Genomic DNA, 21424 nt, shown 5'->3' with positions numbered 1-21424 from the left:
CTGTGTGAGTGATTGGTCGGTGGAGCGCCGGTCGCCGGCTCGTGTGAGGCCTCTCGCCTCATACGTCCCGGCAGTGTAGACATGGGCACATGGTCCGCCTGCCCGGCCAGTCCCGTACTCGGCCGTTCCGTCCCCCCGGGGACACCCACACACCGCCGGTCTCGCGGGTGCAGGACGAGGCCGGTCCGCACCGACCCGGCGGCAGACGGCTGCGGTCGGCGCTGGGCGCGCGCAGCGTCGCCGCGCAGGTCTTCGTGCTCCAGGTGGTGATCGTGCTGCTCCTGGTCGTGTCGGCCGTGGTGGCACAGGTGCTCCAGGTGCGGCACGACAGCAACGTGGAGGCCCGCAGCCGCTCACTCTCCGTGGCCAAGGCGTTCGCCAACGCGCCGGGCACGGCGGACGGGCTGCGCGGCCCGGATCCGACCGACGCCCTGCAGCCCGAGGCGGAGGCGGCCCGCAAGGCGACCGGCGTGGACTTCATCGTCGTGATGAACACCGACGGCATCCGCTACACGCACCCCAGGACGGACCGCATCGGCAAGAGGTTCGTCGGGAACATCGGCCCCGCGCTGGCCGGCCGCACCGTCATCGAGGAGATCGACGGGACCATCGGCCGGCTGGTGCAGGTCGTGGTGCCCGTGAAGGCGCCCGACGGAACGGTGGTGGGCCTGGTGTCGTCCGGGATCACCACCGAGCACGTGGGGGTCCTCGCCGACCAGCAGCTGCCGCTGCTGCTGGGGTCGGCCGCCGCCGCGCTCACCCTGGCCACCGCGGGCACGGCGCTGGTGAGCCGCCGGCTGCTGCGGCAGACCCGGGGCCTCGGCCCGCACGAGATGACGCGGATGTACGAGCACCACGACGCGGTGCTGCACGCGGTCCGCGAGGGTGTGCTCATCGTCAGCGGCGACGGCCGGCTGCTGCTGGCCAACGACGAGGCGCAGCGCCTTCTCGGCCTGCCACCGGACGCCGAGCGCCGGCCGGTCCTGGAGCTGGGCCTGGACGCGGACACCGCCGCCCTGATCGCCTCGGGGCGCGCCGTCACCGACGAGGTGCATCTCGTCAAGGACCGGCTGCTCGCGATCAACCAGCGGCCCACGGACCTGCGCGGCGGCCCGCCGGGCAGTGTCACCACGCTGCGCGACTCCACCGAGCTGCGCGCCCTGTCCGGCCGGGCGGAGACGGCCCGCGAACGCCTCGACATGCTGTACGACGCCGGGGTGGGCATCGGCACCAGCCTGGACGTCACCCGCACCGCCGAGGAGCTGGCGGAGGTGGCCGTCCCCCGGTTCGCGGACTTCGTCACCGTGGACCTGTACGACGCCGTACTGGGCGGTGAGGAGCCGCAGCCCGGGGCCGCGCTGCGCCGCGTGGCCTGCAACGGCCTCGACAAGGACGTTCCGCTGTACCGGATGGGCGAGCGGATCCGCTTCGTGTCGTCCGCGCCCCAGGGCCGGAGCCTGGCGACCGGCCGGTCCGTGGTCGAACCGGTGCTGAGCGAGGCGCCGGGCTGGCACGCACAGGACGCGCAGCGGACCGCGCAGGTGCTGGAGTACGGCATCCACTCGCTGGTCACGGTGCCGCTGCGGGCGGGCACCCTGGTGCTGGGCCTGGCCAACTTCTGGCGCGCGCAGCGGCCCGAGCCGTTCGACCGGGAGGATCTGGCCCTGGCCGAGGAGCTGGTCGCCCGGGCCGCGGTGGCCATCGACAACGCCCGCCGCTACACCCGCGAACACAGCATGGCGGTCACGCTCCAGCGCAGCCTGCTGCCCCGCAGCCTGCCCGAGCAGAGCGCGCTGGAGATCGCCTACCGCTATCTGCCGGCGCAGGCCGGGGTGGGCGGCGACTGGTTCGACGTGCTGCCGCTGTCCGGCGCCCGGGTGGCGCTCGTCGTCGGCGACGTGGTCGGGCACGGGCTGCACGCCGCGGCCACGATGGGCCGGCTGCGCACGGCGGTGCACAACTTCGCGGCGCTGGATCTGCCGCCCGACGAACTCCTCGGCCTGCTGGACGAGTTGGTGGGCCGCATCGACCAGGACGAGACGCCGGCCGACCACGGCGCGGCGGTCACCGGCGCGACCTGCCTCTACGCGATCTACGATCCGGTCTCCCGCCGCTGCACCCTCGCCCGGGCCGGCCATCCGCCGGCCGCGCTGGTCCGGCCCGACGGCACCGTCGAGTTCCCGGACGTGCCGGCCGGTCCCCCGCTGGGCCTGGGCGGTCTGCCCTTCGAGACGGCCGACCTGGACCTGCCCGAGGGCAGCCGCCTCGTGCTGTACACCGACGGGCTCGTCGAGGACCGGCGCCGGGACATCGACGTCGGCCTCGAACTGCTGCGGACCGCCCTGGAACGGGCCGGTGACTCGCCCGAGGACACCTGCCGGGCCGTCCTGGACCGGCTGCCGGCCCGCCCCAACGACGATGTCGCCCTGATCGTCGCGCGCACCCGCGCGCTCGGCCCGGACCGGGTCGCCGACTGGCGGGTGCCGTCCGATCCGGCGGCCGTCTCGGAGGTACGGGCCGCGGTGACCCGGCAGTTGGCCGCGTGGGGGATCGAGGAGATGACGTTCACCACGGAGCTGATCCTGAGCGAGCTGGTCACCAACGCCATCCGCTACGGCCGCGCCCCGGTCGGCGTACGGCTGCTCCGCGACCGGTCCCTGCTCTGCGAGGTCTCCGACGGCAGCACGACCTCGCCGCACCTGCGATACGCGGCGAGCACGGACGAGGGCGGACGCGGTCTGTTCCTCGTCGCCCGGATCGCCGACCGCTGGGGCACCCGGTACACGCCGTCCGGCAAGGTCATCTGGGCGGAGCAGAGCCTGCCGGCCCGCGCTGAGACCCCGGTCAGCCGAGGGCCCGGTCCAGGTTGAAGGCGGCGCTGATCAGCGAGAAGTGGGTGAACGCCTGCGGGAAGTTGCCCTGCTGCTCGCCGGTGCGGCCGATCTCCTCCGCGTACAGGCCCAGGTGGTTGGCGTAGGTGAGCATCTTCTCGAACGCGAGCCGGGCCTCCTCCAGCCGGCCGGCGCGCACCATCGCCTCGACGTACCAGAACGAGCAGATCGAGAACGTGCCCTCGTCACCGCGCACTCCGTCGGGGCTGGCCTGCGGGTCGTAGCGGTAGACGAGGGAGTCGGAGACCAGGTCCTCGGTCAGGGCGTCCAGGGTGGACAGCCACTTCGGGTCGGTGGGCGCGATGAACTTGGCCAGCGGCATCATCAGCAGGGAGGCGTCGAGGACATCGCCGTCCTCGTACTGGACGAAGGCGCGGCGCGCCGACGAGAAGCCGCGGTCCATGATCCGCCGGTAGATGGTGTCGCGGCTCTGCCGCCAGCGGGGCAGGTCGGCGGGGAGGCCGCGCCGGTTGGCGAGCCGGATGGCGCGCTCGATGGCCACCCAGCACATCAGCCGCGAGTACAGGAAGTTCTTGCGGCCGCCCCGGGTCTCCCACACCCCCTCGTCCGGCTGGTCCCAGTTGTCGCAGACCCAGTCCACCAGATGGCATACGTCGTCCCACTGGTCGCTGGGGATGGGCTGGGCCCACTTGTCGTAGAGGTAGATCGAGTCGATGAGGGCGCCGTAGATGTCGAGCTGGAGCTGGTCGGCGGCGGCGTTGCCGACCCGGACGGGGGCGGAGCCCTGGTGGCCCTCCAGCTGGGGCAGCTCGCGTTCGGGCAGGTCGGTGCGGCCGTCGATGCCGTACATGATCTGCAGCGGCCCGGAGGCGCCGCCGTCCCCGACGCTGATGTGGGTGGTCAGGAACTGCATGAACGCCTCGGCCTCGCCGCTGAAGCCCAGCCGCAGCAGCGCGTAGACGCAGAAGGCCGCGTCCCGCACCCAGACGTAGCGGTAGTCCCAGTTGCGCTCGCCGCCGATCTGCTCGGGGAGGCTGGTGGTCGGGGCGGCGACGATGGCGCCGGTCGGCGCGTAGGTGAGCAGTTTGAGGGTGAGCGCCGACCGGTGCACCATCTCCCGCCAGCGCCCGCGGTAGCGGGACTGGTGCAGCCAGCGGCGCCAGTACGCGACCGTGGCGGCGAACTGGTGCTCGGCCTCGGTGTGGGCGCAGCCGCGCGGTGCCACGGCGTCGCCGACCCGGTCGAGGGCGAACACCGCGGACTCGCCCTCGGCGAGCTTGAAGTCGGCACGGGTGTCCACGCCGTCGCTCTCCAGTGCCACGGTCGAGGTGAGGCACAGGGACAGCTCCGGGGACTCGAACAGGGCTCTGCCGTTCCGCATGGTCACGGTGTGCGGGTCGGCGCCGTAGTTGAACCGCGGGGCCACCCGGACACGGAAGGGGACGGCTCCGCGGACGCACACGACGCGTCGGATCAGACGGTGCCGGTCGCCCTCGGCGGAGCCGGCGGGCTCCCCGGTCACCGGCATGAAGTCCTGCACCTCGCCCACGCCGTCCTCGGTGAAGAAGCGGGTGATCAGCACATTGGTGTCGGGGAAGTAGAACTGCTTGGTCCGGGCCGGTACGGCGGCGGCCAGCTCGAAGGCTCCGCCGCGCTCGGCGTCCAGGATCGCCGCGAAGACGCTGGGGGCGTCGAAGGACGGGCAGCAGTACCAGTCGATCGTGCCGTTGCTGCCCACCAGGGCCACGGTCTGCAGATCGCCGATGAGTCCGTGCTCGGCGATCGGCAGATAGCGGGGATTGCCGGGCTCGTCCCGGCGGAACGGCGTCTCGGACATCACGGCAGCCTCCCGGGTACGGGCCTGTGGGCTGCTTCCAGCTTAGGAGCGAAGGTTTTCCTCCGGCACGGCCGCGGGCCCGGGTGCCGGGCGGTGACACCCTTCCGGATGCAGCGCGGGCCGCGGCGGTGAATCGTGAGAGTGTGCCACGGTCTCGCGGCACGGGTACCGATGCGGCCACACGGACCCGAGGAGGAGACATCATGTCGACGTCAGAACCCGAAACGTCCCGGTCGTCCGACGACCGCTGCACCCCGGACGCCCTGCTCCACTCCGCCCCCGGCGCCGGCCTCGGCCCGGAGGACCTGGTCCTCGCCGCGGGCAGGGACATCACCCCGGCCAACCTCGAATGGGCTCGCCGGAAGCTGGACTCGGAGGGCCCGGCCGCCATCGAGAAGCTGCTGCCGTAGCGGCGCACGGTCGTCGGGCGGCCGGTTCCGCCGTACGGCGCGGCCCGCCGGTGCTGCCTTCTGCCCGGCGCGGGCTGGGTGACCGTCCGTCGCGCACGGTGACGGCACCGGGGTCCGGGACCGGCTGGCGGGGGTCGATTCCGGCGGTGCCCTTCCGGAGGGAGCCCCCGGGCTGCCAGACTCCGGCAGGTGCCCGACTTCGACTTCGACATGCTCGTCATCGGATCCGGACCCGGCGGACAGAAGGCCGCCATCGCCGCGGCCAAGCTCGGCCGCCGGGTCGCCGTCGTCGACCGCCCCGACATGGTCGGCGGGGTCTCCATCCACACCGGCACCATCCCCTCCAAGACGCTCCGCGAGGCGGTGCTGTACCTGACCGGCCTCACCCAGCGGGATCTGTACGGGCAGAGCTACCGGCTGAAGGAGGACATCACGGTCGCGGACCTGACCGCGCGCACCGAGCACGTGGTCGGCCGTGAGGTGGACGTCATCCGCAGCCAGCTGTCCCGCAACCACGTCTCGCTGTTCGCCGGGACGGGCCGCTTCGTGGACCCGCACACCGTCGCGCTGCGCGAAGTCACCGGACACGAACGGCTGTTGTGCGCCGAGCACATCGTCATCGCCACCGGTACCCGCCCGGCGCGGCCGGACAGCGTCGAGTTCGACGGGCGCACCATCATGGACTCGGACAACGTGCTGTCCGTGGAACGGGTGCCGCGGTCCATGGTGATCGTCGGCGCCGGGGTCATCGGCATGGAGTACGCCAGCATGTTCGCCGCGCTGGGCAGCAAGGTGACGGTCGTCGAACGGCGCCCGGGGATGCTCGACATGTGCGACGTCGAGGTCGTCGAGTCGCTCAAGTACCATCTGCGGGATCTCGCCGTCACCTTCCGGTTCGGGGAGACCGTCGCCGCCGTCGAACGCCACCCCCGCGGCACCCTGACCGTCCTGGAGAGCGGCAAGAAGATCCCCGCCGACACGGTGATGTACTCCGCGGGCCGGCAGGGCCTCACCGACGGACTCGACCTGGACAAGGCGGGCCTGACCGCCGACCGGCGCGGCCGGATCGCGGTGGACGACACCTACCGCACCGCGGTGCCGCACATCTACGCCGTGGGTGATGTCATCGGCTTCCCCGCGCTGGCCGCGACCTCGATGGAGCAGGGCCGGGCGGCGGCCTACCACGCCTGCGGGGAGCCGGTCGGGCGCATGCACAACCTGCAGCCGATCGGCATCTACACGATTCCCGAGATCAGCTTCGTCGGCCGCAACGAGGACCAACTCACCGAGGAACGGGTGCCGTTCGAGGTCGGCGTCGCCCGCTACCGGGAGCTGGCCCGGGGGCAGATCATCGGCGACTCGCACGGCATGCTCAAGCTGCTGGTCTCCCCCGAGGACCGCACGCTGCTCGGCGTGCACTGCTTCGGCACGGGCGCCACCGAGCTGATCCACATCGGGCAGTCGGTGATGGGCTGCGGCGGGACGGTCGACTATCTCGTCGACGCGGTCTTCAACTACCCGACGCTCGCCGAGTCGTACAAGGTGGCCGCGCTCGACGCCACCAACAAGCTGCGGCAGATCGACCGGCTGGGCGACTGACCGGCCGCCGAAGGCCGTTCGCGCAGGTGGGAGTTGGGGCGAGCGGGGGCCCGTGACATTACCCGCTGGTCAATCTTGAAAGGGGGAAGGGCACCGCTATCATCACACCCACACTCGGTGTAACCGCACGCCGACGCAGGGCTGAACGGTGCCCACCGCCTCCTTTCCCTCCCCTGGCCCGCCGCCGACCCCGAGGCCATCCCTCTCCGGGTCCGAGGCCGCTCCACACCCCCCACTCCGTACGCCGTCGGGCCGGGCCGCCCGGGCGCCGTGCATGACCGGAAAGCAGCGCAACCATGAGCAACAACAGGGGCAGAGGGCTGCAGACCAATGCCCTCGGTACGTTCGACACCGTCGTCATGGCCGTCGCGGGCAGTGCTCCGGCCTATTCGCTGGGCGCCACCACCGCCGTCCTGGTCGGCGCGGTGGGCCTGGCCGCCCCGGCGGCGCTGCTGTACTGCGCGATCCCGATGCTGGGCATCGCACTGGCGTTCGCGCAGCTCGGCCGGATCGATGTGAACGCGGGCGCGAGCTACTCGTGGGTGGGGCGCACCCTGCACCCGTCCCTGGGTTTCGTCAGCGGCTGGGCGCTGGTGGTCTCGGCGACCATCTTCATGGTGGCCGGGTCGCTGCCCGCCGGTTCGATGACGCTCGCGCTGTTCGACGAGCGGCTGGCCGACGACACCGCCCTGGCCACGGTGGTGGGCGCCGGCTGGTTCCTGCTCATGCTCGGCGTCGTGCTGGGCGGTGCCCGGATCACCGTACGGGCGCAGCTGCTGATGTCCGGAGTGGAGCTGGCCCTGCTGGCGCTGTTCGCGGTGCTGGCCGTCTTCCACACCGACAACGCGCGGCCGTTCGACTGGTCCTGGCTGGGCTTCGGCCAGTTCGACGGGGTGTCCGGGTTCGCCTCGGGCGCGCTGATCGCCGCCTTCTACTACTGGGGCTGGGACGTCACGAGCAATCTGAGCGAGGAGACCCGCAACAGCCGCCGTACGACCGGACTCGCGGGCCTGATCGGACTGGGCGTCGTGTTCCTGCTGTTCGAGGTGTTCACCATCGCCGCGAACGTCATCCTCTCCTCGGGGCAGATCTCCCAGAACGCGGCCAATGTGCTGGCCGTGCTCGGCGAGGAGATCTGGCCCGGCTGGGGCGGCAAGCTGCTGATCGTCTCGGTGCTGCTGTCCACCGTCGCCACGCTGGAGACGACGCTCATCCAGGTGACGCGGTCGCTGTTCGCGATGGGCCGCGATCGGACGCTGCCGGCCGTGCTGGGCCGGGTGCACCGCACCTGGAACACGCCCTGGGCGGCGATCACCGTGGTCGGCGCGGTGGCGCTGGCGATGTTCATCGCCGCCAACGCGCTGGGCACGGTCGGTGAGATCCTCTCCGACGCGATCTCGGCGATCGGCCTGCAGATCGCCGTGTACTACGGTCTCGCCGGGCTCGCGGCGGTCGTCGCCCACCGCAAGCTGCTGTTCACCTCGCCGGCCCGGCTCCTCCTGGGCGGGGTGTGGCCGCTGTTCGGCTCCCTGTTCATGTTCTGGATCTTCGTCGAGTCGCTGGGCGAGCTGAGCGACGCCGCCGTGGCGATCGGCATCGGCGGCCTGGCCGTCGGGCTGGTGCCGATGCTCTGGTACTGGCGCAAGGGCAGCGACTACTACCGGCCGGCCCGGCTGGACGCCACGCGCACCGTCGAGGCCGCGTACGTCCCCGACGACCGCGCGATGGCGCTGTCCCACGTCCATGAGGGCCTCCCCACCGACTTCTGAGGGGGCGAGCCCGATGGCGCGAGACCGATTCACGCCCGACTTCGACCCCGACTGCGGGGACGCGCTGCTCACCTCCGCCCGCCACGACATCGTGATCGGCCGCTGGCAGGGGCTGCGTGACCTGCTGCGGGCCACCGGTGCCGACTGGCTCTCGCGGGGTCACCGGACGCGGCTGCTGGCGCAGGCGTGCGCGGGCAGTACGACGGTGGAGTCCTGGCTGGCCGCCGAGCCGCACAGCGCCGACGCGCTGGTGCTGCACGCCGCGACGGAGACGGTCCGGGCCTTCACGCTGGCCATCGCGGCGGGCCGCGGTGTGCCGATCGACCGGGAGCGGATCGACACCGCCGTGCTGGCCTGCCTGCGGGCCACCGACGCCTGGCCCGAGGACCCGACGCCCTGGGTCTCGCTGATCTCGGCGGCCCGGCTGTATCCGGCGGGGGTACGGCGGCGCGAACTGGCACGCTGGTGGGACGAGTTGCACCGGCGCGACCCGTACAGCGTGGAGGGCCACCTCCAGGTGCTGCACTACTACTCGGCGCGCTGGCACGGCAGCCACGGCCTCATGTACGACTTCGCCCGGGACGCCGCCGGGGTCGCCCCGCCCGGCTGTGCGCTGCCGGTGCTGGTGCAGTACGCCCGGGTCGAGGAGTTCCGTCACACCCTGGACAGCGCCAAGGGGCAGCAGGCGGCGGTCGGCCTGGGCCAGCACTGGAACCACGACGGCGCGGTCGGCGACGTGCGCCGCACCTGGCACCGGTGGATCGCGGGCCGGGACGACGCCTTCGTCGCCCCGGCCGAGCTGCGGGACCTGAACCATCTCGCCCATGCGGCCTGCCACGCGGGCACCACGGACATCGCCTCCGCCGTCCTGCGCATGCTGGGCCGCCGCGCCACCCGCACCCCGTGGTCGTACCTGGGCGACCCGGCGAGACAACTGACGCGCTGGCACCGGGACCTGGGCCTGACCCGCGGGGACGGACAGTGAGGCGGGTGGGCGGGACGTGGCCGTGGGACGGGAACGTCAGGACGCCAGCAGGCCACGGCCCAGCCAGTCCCGGGTGTCCGCGACGCCGGGCAGCGCGAAGAAGTAGCCGCCGCCCGTCGGAGCGATGTAGTCGACCAGGGGTTCGTCGATCAGCCGGGTCTGGGTGGCCTCGAACTGCCGGGTGACGTCCTGCTGGTAGCAGCAGAAGACCAGCCCCATGTCGAGGTTGCCGACGCTGTCCACGCCCCGGTCGTAGTTGTAGCCGCGGCGCAGGATGCGGGAGTCGTCGGTGGCGGGGGTGCGCGGGTTGGCGAGCCGGATGTGCGCGTCGAGCGGTATCGCGGTGCCGTGCGGGTCCTTCGCGTACTGCGGGACGTCGCTCTCCTCGGTGCCGTCCAACGGCGCGCCGGTGTCCTTGCGGCGGCCGAACATCTTCTCCTGCTCGGTGAGCGAGACCCGGTCCCAGAACTCCACCAGCATCCGGATGATCCGGATCACCTGGTAGCTGCCGCCGGTCGCCCACGCCGGCTCGCCCTGCCCGGCGCCCACCCAGATGAGGCGTTCGGTCTCCCGGGCCGAGCCGACGTCCGGGTTGGCCGTGCCGTCCTTGAAGCCGAGCAGGTTGCGCTGGGCGCCGGTGGGGCGCGGGGCGTTCTGGAAGCCGTCGACGCGCCACTTGATCTGCATGGCCCCGCGGGTGTGCCGGGCGATGTCGCGCAGCGCGTGCAGCACCGTGTCCTGGCGGGTGGCGCACAGCTGCAAGGACAGGTCGCCGTGGCACTCGGCGGGGTTCAGACGGTCGTTCGGGAACGTCTTCATCGATGTGAGCCGGCTCGGCCTGGCCTTCGCGAGTCCGTAGCGGTCGTCGAAGAGGGAGGCGCCGACGCCCACGGTGACCGTGAGCGCGTCGGCGGGGACCTCGGGGCCCAGGATGCCGCTGTCCGAGGGCGGGGCGCCGACGCCCAGGTCGGCGGGGGTGCCGCCGGAGGTAAGGAAACGGGCCCGTTCGGTGAGGGTGCGCAGCAGCTCGGCCAGGCCGTTGCGGTCGTCCGCGATCACCTCGAAGGAGACGAAGGCCGCGGCGGCGGGCGCGGGGGTGACGATGCCTGCCTGGTGGGCGCCGTGGAAGGGCACCGCGGCGGGATCGGTCGAGCCGTCCGCGGCCTGCGCCTGTCCCGTCCCGCTGCGGCTCAGCGCGAAGCCGCCGCCGGCGAGGGCCGCGCCGGCGGCACCGGCGCCGAGGGCGGTGCGCACGAAGGTGCGGCGACCGTGGCCGGCGGGGCAGCCGCTGTGCGGGGCGGGCGTTTCGGCGGACGGCATGGGGGTGTTCCCTTCGCTGCGAGCGGGACGGTACGGGGCGGGCGGGCGCCCGCGGAGGGGCTCGGCTGTCATCACGCGGACTTCCGGATCTCCAGCAGGTCCGGGATCGGCGCGAGGTCCTCCAGGAGCTGACCGGTGGCACCGTCGATGCGGGCCCGCTCCGTCGGGTCGAGCCGGTCGACCGGCGTCCACCGCGCGCCGTGGTGCGCCGCGTCGAGGAGCTGCTGCAGGCGGGCCAGGCCCGCGTCGACCGTGGGCAGCAGTTTCGGCGCCCGGCCGGTCAGCAACGGCCGCAGTACGGTGAGCAGTTCACGGGTGCCGCGGAGATCGGCGTCAGCGGTGGCGAGGTTGGTGCCGCTGCCCTCGTCGGTGTCCCCGGTGAGCTCGAACTGGAGGGTGTTCTCCAGGATCTCGTGGGCGCGCAGCGGCAGGTCGCCGGGGTCGAAGTCCTGGCTGGGGAAGGCCGTACGGAGGGCCGCGACCGCGTCGGCGAGCTGCCGGGCGGGCGCCCTCAGCCGGTCCGCTGACTGCCCGTGCCACAGTCCGTACTCGACCCGGTGGAAGCCGGTGAAGTCCTTGTCCCGCACGCCGTCCGGCAGGCCGTCGGGCCGGCCGTCGATCCGCTGGGCGAAGTCGGCGAAGGTGCCGTAGGCGGCGCCGAGGGAGGAGTACGTGCGATGCGCGGTCAGCCAGTCGGTGCGGGCCCGGCCGAGCCGGCCGCCCGCGATGTCGTCGCTGAGGGTGCGGGTCTGTGTGACGAGCACGGCCAGGCCCCGGTCGACGTACGCCCGGTACGCCTTCAGGGGCGCGGCGAGGTCGCGCTCCGAGACGGGTACGACCGCTCTGGCCGCTCCGCCGCCGCTGACGGTGACGGACTGGGAGGTGACGGCCCTGCTGCCGGTGGGCACGCAGCGCCAGGCGTACGTGCCGCCCGCGACCGTGGCGACCAGTTCCCGGGTGGTGCCGGGCGCCAGGCCCTCGATCTCGCCGTAGACGGCGCCGGTGGCCGGGTCGATGAGGTAGACCTCGGACGTCTTGCCGCCGGTGTTGTGCATACGGAAGGTCTGCCGTCCGCGTTCCGGCGCGGCGAAGCCCTGCCCGCAGTCGGTCTCCGAGACGGCGACCGTCTGGGCACCCGCCGGTTTGGGCCGGGCGAGAGCGACGACGAGAGCCGCGAGCAGCACGGGAACGGCAACAACAGCAACAGGCACCACCCACCCGGGCCGCCGCGGGCCGGCCCCGACGGGGTCGGACGCGGACGGCTCGCGGGTGGCCTGCTCGGCAGCGGACGGCTCGCGGGTGACCGGCTCGGACGCGGACGGCTCCGCAGGCAACGACCCACCCGCCGTCGCCCCGGGCGCAGACCGCTCGGCGGTCGACGGCTCGCGGGTGACCGGGTCGGACGCGGGCAGCTCGGCAGCCGACGACTCACGAGCGGCCGGCTCGGACGCGGACAGCCCGACGACCGACGGCCCGCGGGTGACCGAGTCGGACACAGACCGCTCAACAGGCAGCAGCCCACCGGCGGTCGCCCCGGGCGCAGACCGCTCGGCAGCCGACGACTCACGAGCGGCCGGCTCGGACGCGGACGGCCCGACGACCGACGGCCCGCGGGTGACCGGGTCGGACGCAGACGGCTCCGCAGGCAACGACCCACCCGCGGTCGCCCCGGGCGCAGACCGCTCGGCGGTCGACGACCGCTCGGTCGGCTCGGCGGGCAACGGTCCACCGGCCGCCGACCCGGACCCGGACGGCTCGGGCGCAGACGGCTCCGCAGGCAACGGCCCAGGGCCCGCCGCCCCTGACGCAGACCGCTCGACAGGCAACAGCCCACCGGTGGTCGCCCCCGACGCAGACGGCTCGGCAGCCGGCCGCTCGCGGGTGGTCGGGGGTTTGGAGGGCACGGCGCGGGCGCGGCGGGTGAACAGGGTCATCACCACGGCCAGGTAGGCGACGTACGCCGTCACCTGGAGCCAGGTCATCGTCGGTGTCAGGTTGAACACGCCCTGCACCAGGGTGCTGTACCAGGCGCCGGCGTCGATGCTGCCGCCGAGGTCGACTGCGTACGCGGTCCGGCCGGGCAGGACGCCGCCCTCCTGGAGGTCACGCAGACCGTAGCCGAGCACGCCGGCCGCGATCACGACGAGGACGACGCCGGTGGCGGTGAAGAACCGCGTCAGGTTGATCTTCAGGACCCGCCGGTACAGCCCCCAGCACAGGCCCGCCGCGAGGACCAGGCCGACGCCCGCGCCGGTCAGCGGGCCCGCGGACTCGCCGGCCGCCTGTGCGGTGGTCCACAGGAACAGGGCCGTCTCCAGGCCCTCGCGGCCCACGGCGAGGAAGGAGGTGACGATCAGCATGCCCGCGCCCATGGCGAGCGCGCCGGTGACCTTCTCCCTGATCTCGCCCGACAGGCTGCGGGCCGAGCGGCGCATCCAGAACACCATCGCGGTGACGAACGCGACGGCGATCACGCTGAGGGTGCCGCCGAACGTCTCCTGCGCGGTGGCGGAGAGGGACGCGGCGGTGAAGGTGAGGACGGCACCGAAGCTCATCGCCAGCGCGACGGCGGCGAGGACGCCCGTCCACACCTGCGGCAGCCGCGCTCTGGCATCCGCCCGCACCAGGGTGGCCACCAGGATGGAGACGATGAGCCCGCCTTCGAGTCCCTCCCTCAGCCCGATCAGGAAACTCGGAAACGCGTCGTCCCACATGGCCCGCGACCCTCCCCGGTTAGTGAAGGCATGCCTTACCTTCGCGGACCATGATGACTACACCCGTGTAGTCATCAGGTCACGAACCGGCAATGGAGCAGCAAAGACCCGGAACCGAGCACACCCGCCGATCGTCTACAGTTCGGTAGACCGTCTACAACTATGTAGTCGAATGAAAGGGCGCGCGACGATGATCACTGCTGCACACCTGTCGTCGCAGCTCGCTGTCAACGTGCTGGATCCCCACTCGCTGCTGGCCGCCTTCGGCGCGCTGGGCGTCGGCGTGGTGCTCTTCGCCGAGACGGGGCTGCTGATCGGTTTCTTCCTGCCCGGCGACTCGCTGCTGTTCACGGCGGGCCTGCTGTGCACCGGCACCGCCGACCGGGGACTGCGACTGTCCCTGGCGCCGCTGCTGGTCGCCGCCGCGGTGGGCGCGCTGGTCGGCTCGCAGTGCGGGTATCTGCTGGGCCGCAAGGCGGGCCGCACCCTGCTCGCGCGCAGCCGCTCGGCCCGGCTGCACGAGGGTGCGCGGCACGCCGAGGAACTGCTCGACCGCTACGGCCACGCGAAGGCGATCGTCCTCGCCCGGTTCGTGCCCGTGGTGCGCACGGTGCTCAATCCGCTGGCCGGGGCACTCGGCGTGCCCGCCAGGACGTTCACGGTGTGGCAGGTGATCGGCGGCCTGGTGTGGAGCGTCGGCCTGACCCTCGGCGGATATGCGCTGGGCTCCTCCGTGCCGAACATCGACAAGTACCTGCTGCCGGTGATCGCGGTGATCGTGGTGGTGTCCCTGATCCCGCTCGTCGCCGAGGTGCTGCGATCCCGCAAGGCGGCGAAGGAGGCCCGATGATCCTCGCGTTCTCGGGTTCGGCGGTCGACGGCGAGCCCTACACGGATGTGGTGGGGCTGGCGCACCGCTCGCCCGGCTGGTTCAACGACGCGGTGACGGTGTGGTCGGCCTACGGCCTGGCCCTCTTCGCGGTGCTGATGACCGTCGGCTGGTGGCGCTCGCGCCGTACGGGGGCACGGGCCGCCATGACGGCACTGGCCGTTCCGGTGGCCGTGGTGGCGGCGTTCGGCGTGGACGCCGGGCTCAAGGCGCTGGTCCGGGAGAACCGGCCGTGCCAGAGCCTGCGGGTCAGCACACTGGAGGCGTGTCCGGCGCCGGGCGACTGGTCGTTCCCGAGCAATCACGCGGCGATCGCGGCCGCCGCGGCGGTGGCCCTCTGCTTCGTCTCCCGCCGGCTGGGCGCCGTCGCCGTCCTGGCCGCGGGCGCCATGGCGGTCTCCCGGGTGTGGATCGGCGTCCACTATCCGCACGACGTCCTCGCGGGGGTCGTGCTCGGCGGACTCGTCGCGTTCGTGTCGATGACGGTGCTGCGGCGCTGGCCGAGAGGGCTCGCCCGACGGCTGTCGGCGACCCGGCTGCGCCCGCTCCTGGTGTCATGAACCGCAGGAGCAGCACCGAACTCGCCGGCAGCACCGGCCTCGGCGCCTGGGCCGCGTTCGGGGTGCTGACCATGGTCGTGGTCGGCGCCCACGGCGCCCCGCTGTTCCTGGACGACGCCCTGCTGCGCTGGTCCCTCGGCCACCGCCCGGCCGTGGCGGTGGCCATGGCCCGCGGGCTGACCGCCACGGGCACGGGTGTGGTGCCGTACGCCCTGGTGGCGGTGGCAGCACTGGTCGCGGGGCGCACCGCGCGGCAGCGGCTGGTCGCCGCGCTGCTGGGCGCGGTCTGCCTCGGCGCGGGACAGGCCGCGCGGTACGGCGTCATGGAGCTGGTGGCGCGGGCCCGCCCGCCGTTGCCCGACTGGCGGACGCACGCCTCGGGCTGGGCCTACCCCTCGGGCCACAGCACCACGGCGGCCCTCACCGCGGGACTGGTGATCCTCGCGGTCCTGGTGCGCGCCCCGCGGGGCAGAACGCCGATATGCCTGGCCGTCGGCTGCTGGGGCGTGCTGGTCGGGCTCACCCGGGTCCATCTCGGTGTGCACTGGTTCACCGACGTGCTCGGCGGCTGGCTGTTCGCCGTCGGCTGGCTCGGCATCTGCCTGTGCGCGGCGGCCTGGTGGCTGCCGGCACGGCTCGTCACCGGCCCCGCGGACTCGAACGGTCCAACGGGTTCGGCGAGTTCGTACTCGGATTTGGATTCGGATTCGGATTCGGATTCGACGGGAGCATCCAGGGAGGAACATGCGTCCCAAGATCCTGGTCGTCGAGGACGATCACGCCCTGCGTGACGTCCTGCGCCGCGGCCTGCACGACGAGGACTTCGACACGGTGTCCGCCCCGGACGGCGCCACGGCCCTGCGGCTGGCGACACCCGACGTGGCCGCCGCGGTGCTGGACGTCGGACTGCCCGATGCCGACGGCCGGGACGTGTGCCAGGCGATGCGCGCGGGCGGATTCCTGGCCCCCGTCGTCTTTCTGACGGCACGGCACGGTCTGACGGACCGGCTGTCGGGGTTCTCCGCGGGCGGCGACGACTATCTCCCCAAGCCCTTCCATCTGGCCGAACTCGCCGCCCGGCTGCGCGCCGCGCTCAAGCGCGCCGCACCGCAGGCCGCAGCCCCGCCCGTCGCCACGGCTGGCGGCCTGGTCCTGGACCCCGTCCGGCACAGCGCCACCGTGGCGGGCAGGCCGATCGCCCTGACCCCGACGGAGTTCCGGCTGCTCGCGGCGCTCACCGCGGCGGGCGGGGACCTCGTGCGCCGCCGCGCACTGGTCCGGGCCGGCTGGCCGGAGGGCGCGCAGGTCAGTGACAACACCCTGGACCAGTATCTGACCCGGCTGCGGCGCAAGCTGCGCGCCGCGGGCAGCGAGCTGACGGTCGGCACGGCGCGCGGCATCGGCCACCGGCTGACATGAGGATCGCCTTGCGGTGGGCGCCGCGGACCCTGCGCGGCCGGCTGTCGCTGATCGCGCTGACGACGGCCGCGCTGCTCCTGGTGATCCTCACCGTGGCCTTCGACACCGTGGCCCGGCAGCGCCTCCAGCGCGAGGCCGACGACGAACTGCGCACCCGGGCGGCGGCCGTCGCCACCACCGTCGACACCCGCGGCGGATCGGTACGGGTCCTGGAGACCGCCAACGACACGCTCCTGGACACGAACGTATGGATCTACGCGGGCCCGCGGCTGCTCGAACGTCCGCCGGCCACCGCCCGGGCCGGCACCCTCACCGGGGCGGCCGAGGCGCTGGCCCGCGCGGGCCGGGGCTGCGCCACCGTCGACGGGCGCGATCCGGTCCGGCTGTGCGCCGCGCCGGTGCCCGGCGGCGGTGCGAGGGCCGCCACCGTCGTCACGGCCCTGGATCTGTCGCCGTACCGCAACTCCGCCGAGACGCTGCTGCTGGGCTCGTTCGCGCTCGACGTCGCGATGCTCGCCTGCACCTACGGGCTGACCCGGCTGGCGGTCGGACGTGCGCTGCGGCCCGTGCGCACCATGACGGACCAGGCCGCCCAGTGGAGCGCCACGGCCTCCGACGAGCGTTTCGGCGGAGTCGAGCGTCCGGCCGAACTCGCCGGGCTCGGCGCCTCGTTGGACGCCCTGCTCGACCGCATACGGGCGGTGCTGCGGCACGAGCGGCAGCTCACCGCGGAGCTGTCGCACGAACTGCGCACGCCGCTCAGCCGGATCGTCGCCGAGCTGGACTGGTGGCGCGCCCGCCCACGGTCACGGGCCGAGACCCGGGCCACCCACGAGGTGATCGCCGACGCGGCCCGGTCGATGGGCACCATCTGCGACACCCTGCTGAACGAGGCCCGCGACGGACTCGGCGCGGCCCCCGGCACCACCGATGTCGGGCCCGCGCTGTGTCGTCTCGTCGCCGCCCTTGAGCCCCCCGGCGCGGTGCGGATCACGGTCACCGGCCCGGATCTGCCGCTGCGCGCCGGGGTGCAGCCCGCGCTCCTGGAGCGGATCGTCGGCCCGCTCGTCGCGAACGCGCTGCGCTACGCCCGCGCGGATGTCACGATCGCCGCCCGTCCGGCGGCGGGCGGCGTGCGCGTCGACGTCACGGACGACGGGCCGGGCGTACCGGAGTGGTTCACGGACCGGCTCTTCCAGCCGGGCCGGCGGGCCGAGCCCGGTGACGGGCACGGCGGAGCGGGCCTCGGGCTGCCGCTCGCGCGACGCCTGGCCCGCTCCGCCGGCGGTGAGGTGACCTTCGACCCCGGGAACGTGCCGGGGGCGCGCTTCGTGGTGACGCTGCCCGCCGGGTAGGGACGGCGCTCGGTGGCGCCGTCCGCCGGGCGGGCGCCCCTCACCCCGCTGCGGGGACGGCCCGCTCCTCGGTGACGTCCTTGCGGGTCACGGTGAGATAGGTGACCAGGCCGAGGATGACCGCGAGGAAGAGCGCGCTGGTCACCACGGTGCCGAGTCCCAGGCCGCCGTCGCCGGTCGGCTGCGAGAGATAGTCGCCGGCCGAGGCGCCCAGCGGCCGGGTGAGGATGTAGGCGATCCAGAAGCTCAGCACGGCGTCCAGGCCGAGCGCGAAGTGGGCGACGCCGACCGCCGCGATGGCGAGGGCGAACAGCACGGCGGACAGCCAGTAGCCGAGGTTCATGCGCTCCGCGACGAGGTCGCCGGCCGCCGTGCCGAGGGCGAAGGTGAAGAGCACGGCGAGCCAGTAGAAGGCCTCGCGGGCGCCGGTGTCGATGCTGTGGATCGACAGAGTCCGCTCGCGGCGGTACCAGATGCCGAAGACGACGGCGAGGACGACCGCGAACACCGTGGTGCTCGTCTCCAGCGGCACGCCCATGTTGTCGGTGAGGTTGTCGCTGATGAGGGTGCCGACGACGCTGATCAGGGCGACGGCCGTCCAGTACACGGCGGCGCGGTAGGCCCGGGTGCGGAACTGCACGACGAGGACCACCGCGAGGAGCGCGCTCGTCAGCACCGACACGCCGGTCAGGCCGAGGCCCGCTTTCTGGTTGAGCAGGTCGGCCGCGGTCTCGCCGACGGTGGTGCACAGCACCTTGATCACCCAGAAGTAGACGGTGACTTCGGGCACCTTGTTCCAGCGCGACCGGCGGCCGGGCGCCGCGGTTGCGGAGCCGGCCACGGGGATCCGGGAGGTCTCTTGTGTCATGAGGCCCGACGGTGCCAGCGGAAACCTGAACGCATCCTGACCGCCCCCCGCCGGTCAGTCCTCGGGTCCGAGGGGCACCAGCAGGGTGAAGGCAGTGGGCGCCGCCCGCGCGAGGGAGAGCCTGCCGCCGAGCGAGACCGCCAGGTCACGGGCGAGCGCGAGACCGATGCCGGCCCCGTCGGCACCGCTGTGCCCGCGCTCGAACAGCCGCGTCCCGTCGACCGTGACCGACCCCTCGTCCGCGACGTCGAAGGCGAGGGCGTCGCCGAGGTCGCGCACGGTGAGCCGTACCGTGCCGCGGCCGTGCACCCGGGCGTTGTCCAGCAGCACCCCGAGGATCTCGGCGACCGGTGCGCCGGGCACCCGTGCGTCGTCCGGCACGTCCCGGGCCACGCACTCCAGCCGGCGTCCGTCGTGCGCGAGCGGCCCGTGCCAGTGGTCCGCTGTCTCCCGCAGCAGGCGGCGCACCGGCCGGTCGGGCACGGGCGGGCGGTGCAGGCCGTGGGCGCGCGCGAGCCGGAGCACCTCCTCGACGGTGCGGTGCAGCCGCCGGGTGGTCTCCAGGGCCTCCCGCAGGACCGGGCGCAGCCGCGCCTCGTCCTGGTCGAGTCCGGCCTCCAGGGCGAGCTGGAGGCCGGTCAGCGGCGTGCGCAGCTGGTGGGAGGCGTTGGCGGTGAAGTCCCTTTCGTGGCGCAGCAGTTCGGTGAGGCCGTGCAGCATCTCGTTATGGGTGCGGGCGACCTGGTCGACCTCGGGGATGCTGCTGGGCGCGGCCCGGGCGCCGAGGTCGCCCCCGGTGACGGCCCGGCAGTGCCGGGAGAGGTCCTCCAGCGGGGCGGCGAGCGCCCGCGCCTGGCGCCTGGCGACCAGGACCGCGACGGTCAGGGCGAGCGCGCAGGCGCCACCGAGTGCGGCCCAGCCCAGCAGCACCCGGGTGCGTACCTCGGCTGCGGGTGCGGCGGCCCGTACGACGCCGATGACCTGCTCGGCGTGGGAGACGGGGACGGCGACGACCAGTTCGCCGCCGCTGCCGGTGCGCGCGACCACGGCCCGCAGCGCCCGCCGCACGGCCGCGTCGCCGGACGCGGGCCCGGTGCCCTCGCGCAGCCGCAGCCGTGGATCGTAGAGTCCGATGCGCTCGCCGGGATGCGGCGCGGGCAGTTCCACGGGGTCGCCGCCGGTGTAGTCCGGGCTGACCCGCACCGCGGCGGACAGCGCCGTGCGCTCCAGGGCGTCGCGCCGGTCGGCGTACAGCGACGACCTGATCGCGAGGGCCAGCGGGACGGCGAGCAGGACCAGGGCGACCAGGACGGCGGTGAGGGCCACCCGCACCACGCGTTGTCTCATGCCTCTCATCATGCGCGGCCCCCGCCGGGGCACAGGAGCCCCGCGGCACGCTTTTGCCGTCGTCTCACCCACGTCGGGCGGAGCGTTAACCGGCCCGCTCCTAACGTCGGGGCCACGGCCGGCCGGCCCGCGGGCGGCCCTGAGGAACGGCCCGGGAGGGCATGGGACATGGCACGTGCACACACTCTCGCCGTCGTCTCGTTCACGCTGCTCGCAGCGGTGACCGGGGGCGGCTGCTCGACAGGTACGACCGGATCCGGGGCGGCGCACGCCTCGGCCGGCACCGGCTCGGCGCCCGCTCCCACCGAGTCCAATCCGCCCGGTGACATCCCCGACAACCAGGCGTTCGTCGCCTTCCGGGGCAGCGACTTCACGGTGCGGGTGCCCGAGGGGTGGGCCCGCAGCACCCAGGGCGCCGCCACGGTGTTCACGGACAAGCTGAACGCCGTCCGGATCTCCGAGACGACCGCCGCCGCGGCGCCGACCGTCGGGGCGGTCACCAACGAGGTGGTGCCGCGGCTGCGGGGTCAGGTGACCAAGTTCGCGCAACCGCAGGTGTCGCAGGTCGGTCGCAAGGGCGGGCAGGCCGTCCTGCTCAGGTATCAGGGCGACTCCGCCGCCGACCCGGTGACCGGGAAGGTCGTGCGGGACGCGTTCGAGCGCTACGCCTTCCACCGCGGCGGTCATGAAGTGGACCTGACGCTCTCCGGCCCGGTCAACGCCGACAACGTGGACCCGTGGCGGATCGTCAGCGACTCCTTCACCTGGCGGTGAGGGCCATGAACGCCACGCGACAGGACGATGCCCTCATCGCCCGCGAGCTGTACCGGTTCTTCCGCGCCGGTGAGGAGGAGACCCCGGCCCTGCGCGGGGTGTCGCTGCGGGTCAGCCGGGGCGAGACGGTCGCCGTGGTCGGGCCGTCCGGCGCGGGCAAGTCGACCCTGCTGGCGTGCCTGGCCGGGCTGGACGAGCCGTCCGGCGGGGAGGTCCGGGTCGGCGGCGTACGCATCAGCCACCGGCCCGAGACCGAGCGTGCCCGGCTGCGCGCCCGGCAGGTCGGCGTCCTGCTGCAGAGCCGCAACCTGCTGCCCCATCTCAGCGCCCGGGACAATGTGCGGCTGGCCCAGAGCGCGGTGCGCGGCCGGCCGGCGGCGTCCGCCGGTGAGCTGCTGGAGCGGGTGGGTCTGACGGACCGGGCGCACGCGCTGCCCCGGCAGCTGTCCGGCGGGGAACTGGCCCGCGCCGGGCTTGCCGTGGCCCTCGCGAACGGCCCCACGGTGCTGCTCGCCGACGAGCCGACCGGTGAACTCGACGGCGACAACGAACGGTTGGTGCTGGAGCTGCTGCGGGACCGGGCCGCGGACGGCTGCGCGGTGCTCGTCGTGACCCACAGCGCCCAGGCGGTGCGGATCGCGGACCGGGTGATCGAACTCGACGACGGAAAGGTCCGGGACGCCGCGTCCCGGCCCAAGGAGGAGGTGCGCGATGTCACGGGCTGAC

Annotated in this window: 17 protein-coding genes; 12 read left to right on the top strand and 5 right to left on the bottom strand. The window is 73.5% G+C overall.

The window, feature by feature from the left end:
* Window positions 1-89: 89 nt before the first annotated feature.
* Window positions 90-2870, top strand: a complete 2781-nt coding sequence (locus tag CTZ28_RS11565; RefSeq protein WP_121889210.1) for a SpoIIE family protein phosphatase — start codon at window positions 90-92, stop codon at window positions 2868-2870.
* Here the strand turns inward: CTZ28_RS11565 and CTZ28_RS11560 are convergent.
* Window positions 2845-4689: a glycoside hydrolase family 15 protein gene (locus tag CTZ28_RS11560; RefSeq protein ID WP_121889209.1), complete on the bottom strand. Its 1845-nt coding sequence runs from the start codon at window positions 4687-4689 to the stop codon at window positions 2845-2847. The genes CTZ28_RS11565 and CTZ28_RS11560 overlap by 26 nt on opposite strands.
* Before the next feature lie 203 nt (window positions 4690-4892).
* Between CTZ28_RS11560 and CTZ28_RS11555 the strand changes: the two genes are divergently transcribed.
* The 4 genes from CTZ28_RS11555 (at window position 4893) to CTZ28_RS11540 (ending at window position 9452) form a co-directional block, all read left to right on the top strand.
* On the top strand, window positions 4893-5099 hold the full coding sequence (locus CTZ28_RS11555; protein WP_121889208.1) for a hypothetical protein: 207 nt from the start codon (window positions 4893-4895) through the stop codon (window positions 5097-5099).
* Between the two features lie 189 nt (window positions 5100-5288).
* The gene (gene sthA / locus CTZ28_RS11550; RefSeq protein ID WP_121889207.1) at window positions 5289-6698 is read left to right on the top strand and encodes a Si-specific NAD(P)(+) transhydrogenase; all 1410 of its coding nucleotides are present in this window, start codon (window positions 5289-5291) and stop codon (window positions 6696-6698) included.
* Between the two features lie 296 nt (window positions 6699-6994).
* On the top strand, window positions 6995-8467 hold the full coding sequence (locus CTZ28_RS11545; RefSeq protein ID WP_121889206.1) for an APC family permease: 1473 nt from the start codon (window positions 6995-6997) through the stop codon (window positions 8465-8467).
* A gap of 13 nt (window positions 8468-8480) precedes the next feature.
* A complete protein-coding gene (locus CTZ28_RS11540; RefSeq protein ID WP_121889205.1) occupies window positions 8481-9452 on the top strand; it encodes a hypothetical protein in 972 nt (323 codons plus the stop codon).
* A gap of 36 nt (window positions 9453-9488) precedes the next feature.
* On the opposite strand, the gene efeB is transcribed toward CTZ28_RS11540, so the two are convergent.
* Both efeB and efeU read right to left on the bottom strand, forming a co-directional pair.
* Window positions 9489-10772, bottom strand: coding sequence for an iron uptake transporter deferrochelatase/peroxidase subunit (gene efeB, locus CTZ28_RS11535; protein WP_121889204.1), 1284 nt, complete (start codon window positions 10770-10772; stop codon window positions 9489-9491).
* A gap of 71 nt (window positions 10773-10843) precedes the next feature.
* Window positions 10844-13486 carry an iron uptake transporter permease EfeU gene (efeU, locus tag CTZ28_RS11530; RefSeq protein ID WP_259471548.1) on the bottom strand — a complete coding sequence of 881 codons (2643 nt, stop codon included), beginning with the start codon at window positions 13484-13486 and terminating at the stop codon, window positions 10844-10846.
* A 190-nt stretch (window positions 13487-13676) separates the two neighbouring features.
* On the opposite strand from efeU, the gene CTZ28_RS11520 reads away from it, so the two are divergent.
* Genes CTZ28_RS11520 through CTZ28_RS11500 form a run of 5 tightly spaced genes read left to right on the top strand, consistent with a single transcriptional unit; the run spans window position 13677 to window position 17709 of the window.
* Window positions 13677-14336 carry a DedA family protein gene (locus tag CTZ28_RS11520; RefSeq protein WP_259471547.1) on the top strand — a complete coding sequence of 220 codons (660 nt, stop codon included), beginning with the start codon at window positions 13677-13679 and terminating at the stop codon, window positions 14334-14336.
* Complete coding sequence (locus CTZ28_RS11515; RefSeq protein WP_121889202.1) at window positions 14333-14935, top strand: phosphatase PAP2 family protein; 603 nt, start codon at window positions 14333-14335, stop codon at window positions 14933-14935. Before CTZ28_RS11520 ends, CTZ28_RS11515 begins: the two co-directional genes overlap by 4 nt.
* Window positions 14932-15726, top strand: coding sequence for a phosphatase PAP2 family protein (locus CTZ28_RS11510; RefSeq protein WP_121889201.1), 795 nt, complete (start codon window positions 14932-14934; stop codon window positions 15724-15726). The genes CTZ28_RS11515 and CTZ28_RS11510 overlap by 4 nt, the downstream gene beginning before the upstream one ends.
* Window positions 15680-16354, top strand: coding sequence for a response regulator transcription factor (locus CTZ28_RS11505; protein WP_121889200.1), 675 nt, complete (start codon window positions 15680-15682; stop codon window positions 16352-16354). Before CTZ28_RS11510 ends, CTZ28_RS11505 begins: the two co-directional genes overlap by 47 nt.
* Window positions 16351-17709 (top strand): ATP-binding protein, encoded by a 1359-nt coding sequence (locus tag CTZ28_RS11500; protein WP_121889199.1) that lies wholly within the window; start codon window positions 16351-16353, stop codon window positions 17707-17709. Before CTZ28_RS11505 ends, CTZ28_RS11500 begins: the two co-directional genes overlap by 4 nt.
* 40 nt (window positions 17710-17749) lie before the next feature.
* Here the strand turns inward: CTZ28_RS11500 and CTZ28_RS11495 are convergent, their stop codons facing one another.
* A complete protein-coding gene (locus CTZ28_RS11495) occupies window positions 17750-18577 on the bottom strand; it encodes a COG4705 family protein (RefSeq protein ID WP_121889198.1) in 828 nt (275 codons plus the stop codon).
* Window positions 18578-18631: 54 nt separating this feature from the next.
* Complete coding sequence (locus tag CTZ28_RS11490) at window positions 18632-19924, bottom strand: HAMP domain-containing sensor histidine kinase (RefSeq protein WP_121889197.1); 1293 nt, start codon at window positions 19922-19924, stop codon at window positions 18632-18634.
* 168 nt (window positions 19925-20092) lie between these two features.
* Here CTZ28_RS11490 and CTZ28_RS11485 point away from each other — a divergent pair, with 168 nt between their 5' ends.
* Both CTZ28_RS11485 and CTZ28_RS11480 read left to right on the top strand, forming a co-directional pair.
* Window positions 20093-20698, top strand: coding sequence for a hypothetical protein (locus CTZ28_RS11485; protein WP_121889196.1), 606 nt, complete (start codon window positions 20093-20095; stop codon window positions 20696-20698).
* A 5-nt stretch (window positions 20699-20703) separates the two neighbouring features.
* On the top strand, window positions 20704-21423 hold the full coding sequence (locus tag CTZ28_RS11480) for an ABC transporter ATP-binding protein (protein WP_121889195.1): 720 nt from the start codon (window positions 20704-20706) through the stop codon (window positions 21421-21423).
* Window position 21424 lies beyond the last annotated feature (1 nt).

The sequence above is a fragment of the Streptomyces shenzhenensis genome, from assembly GCF_003688995.1.
Classification (GTDB): domain Bacteria; phylum Actinomycetota; class Actinomycetes; order Streptomycetales; family Streptomycetaceae; genus Streptomyces; species Streptomyces shenzhenensis_A.
Note: the sequence above shows the minus strand (reverse complement) of the source record. Positions and strands in the feature narration are given on the sequence as shown.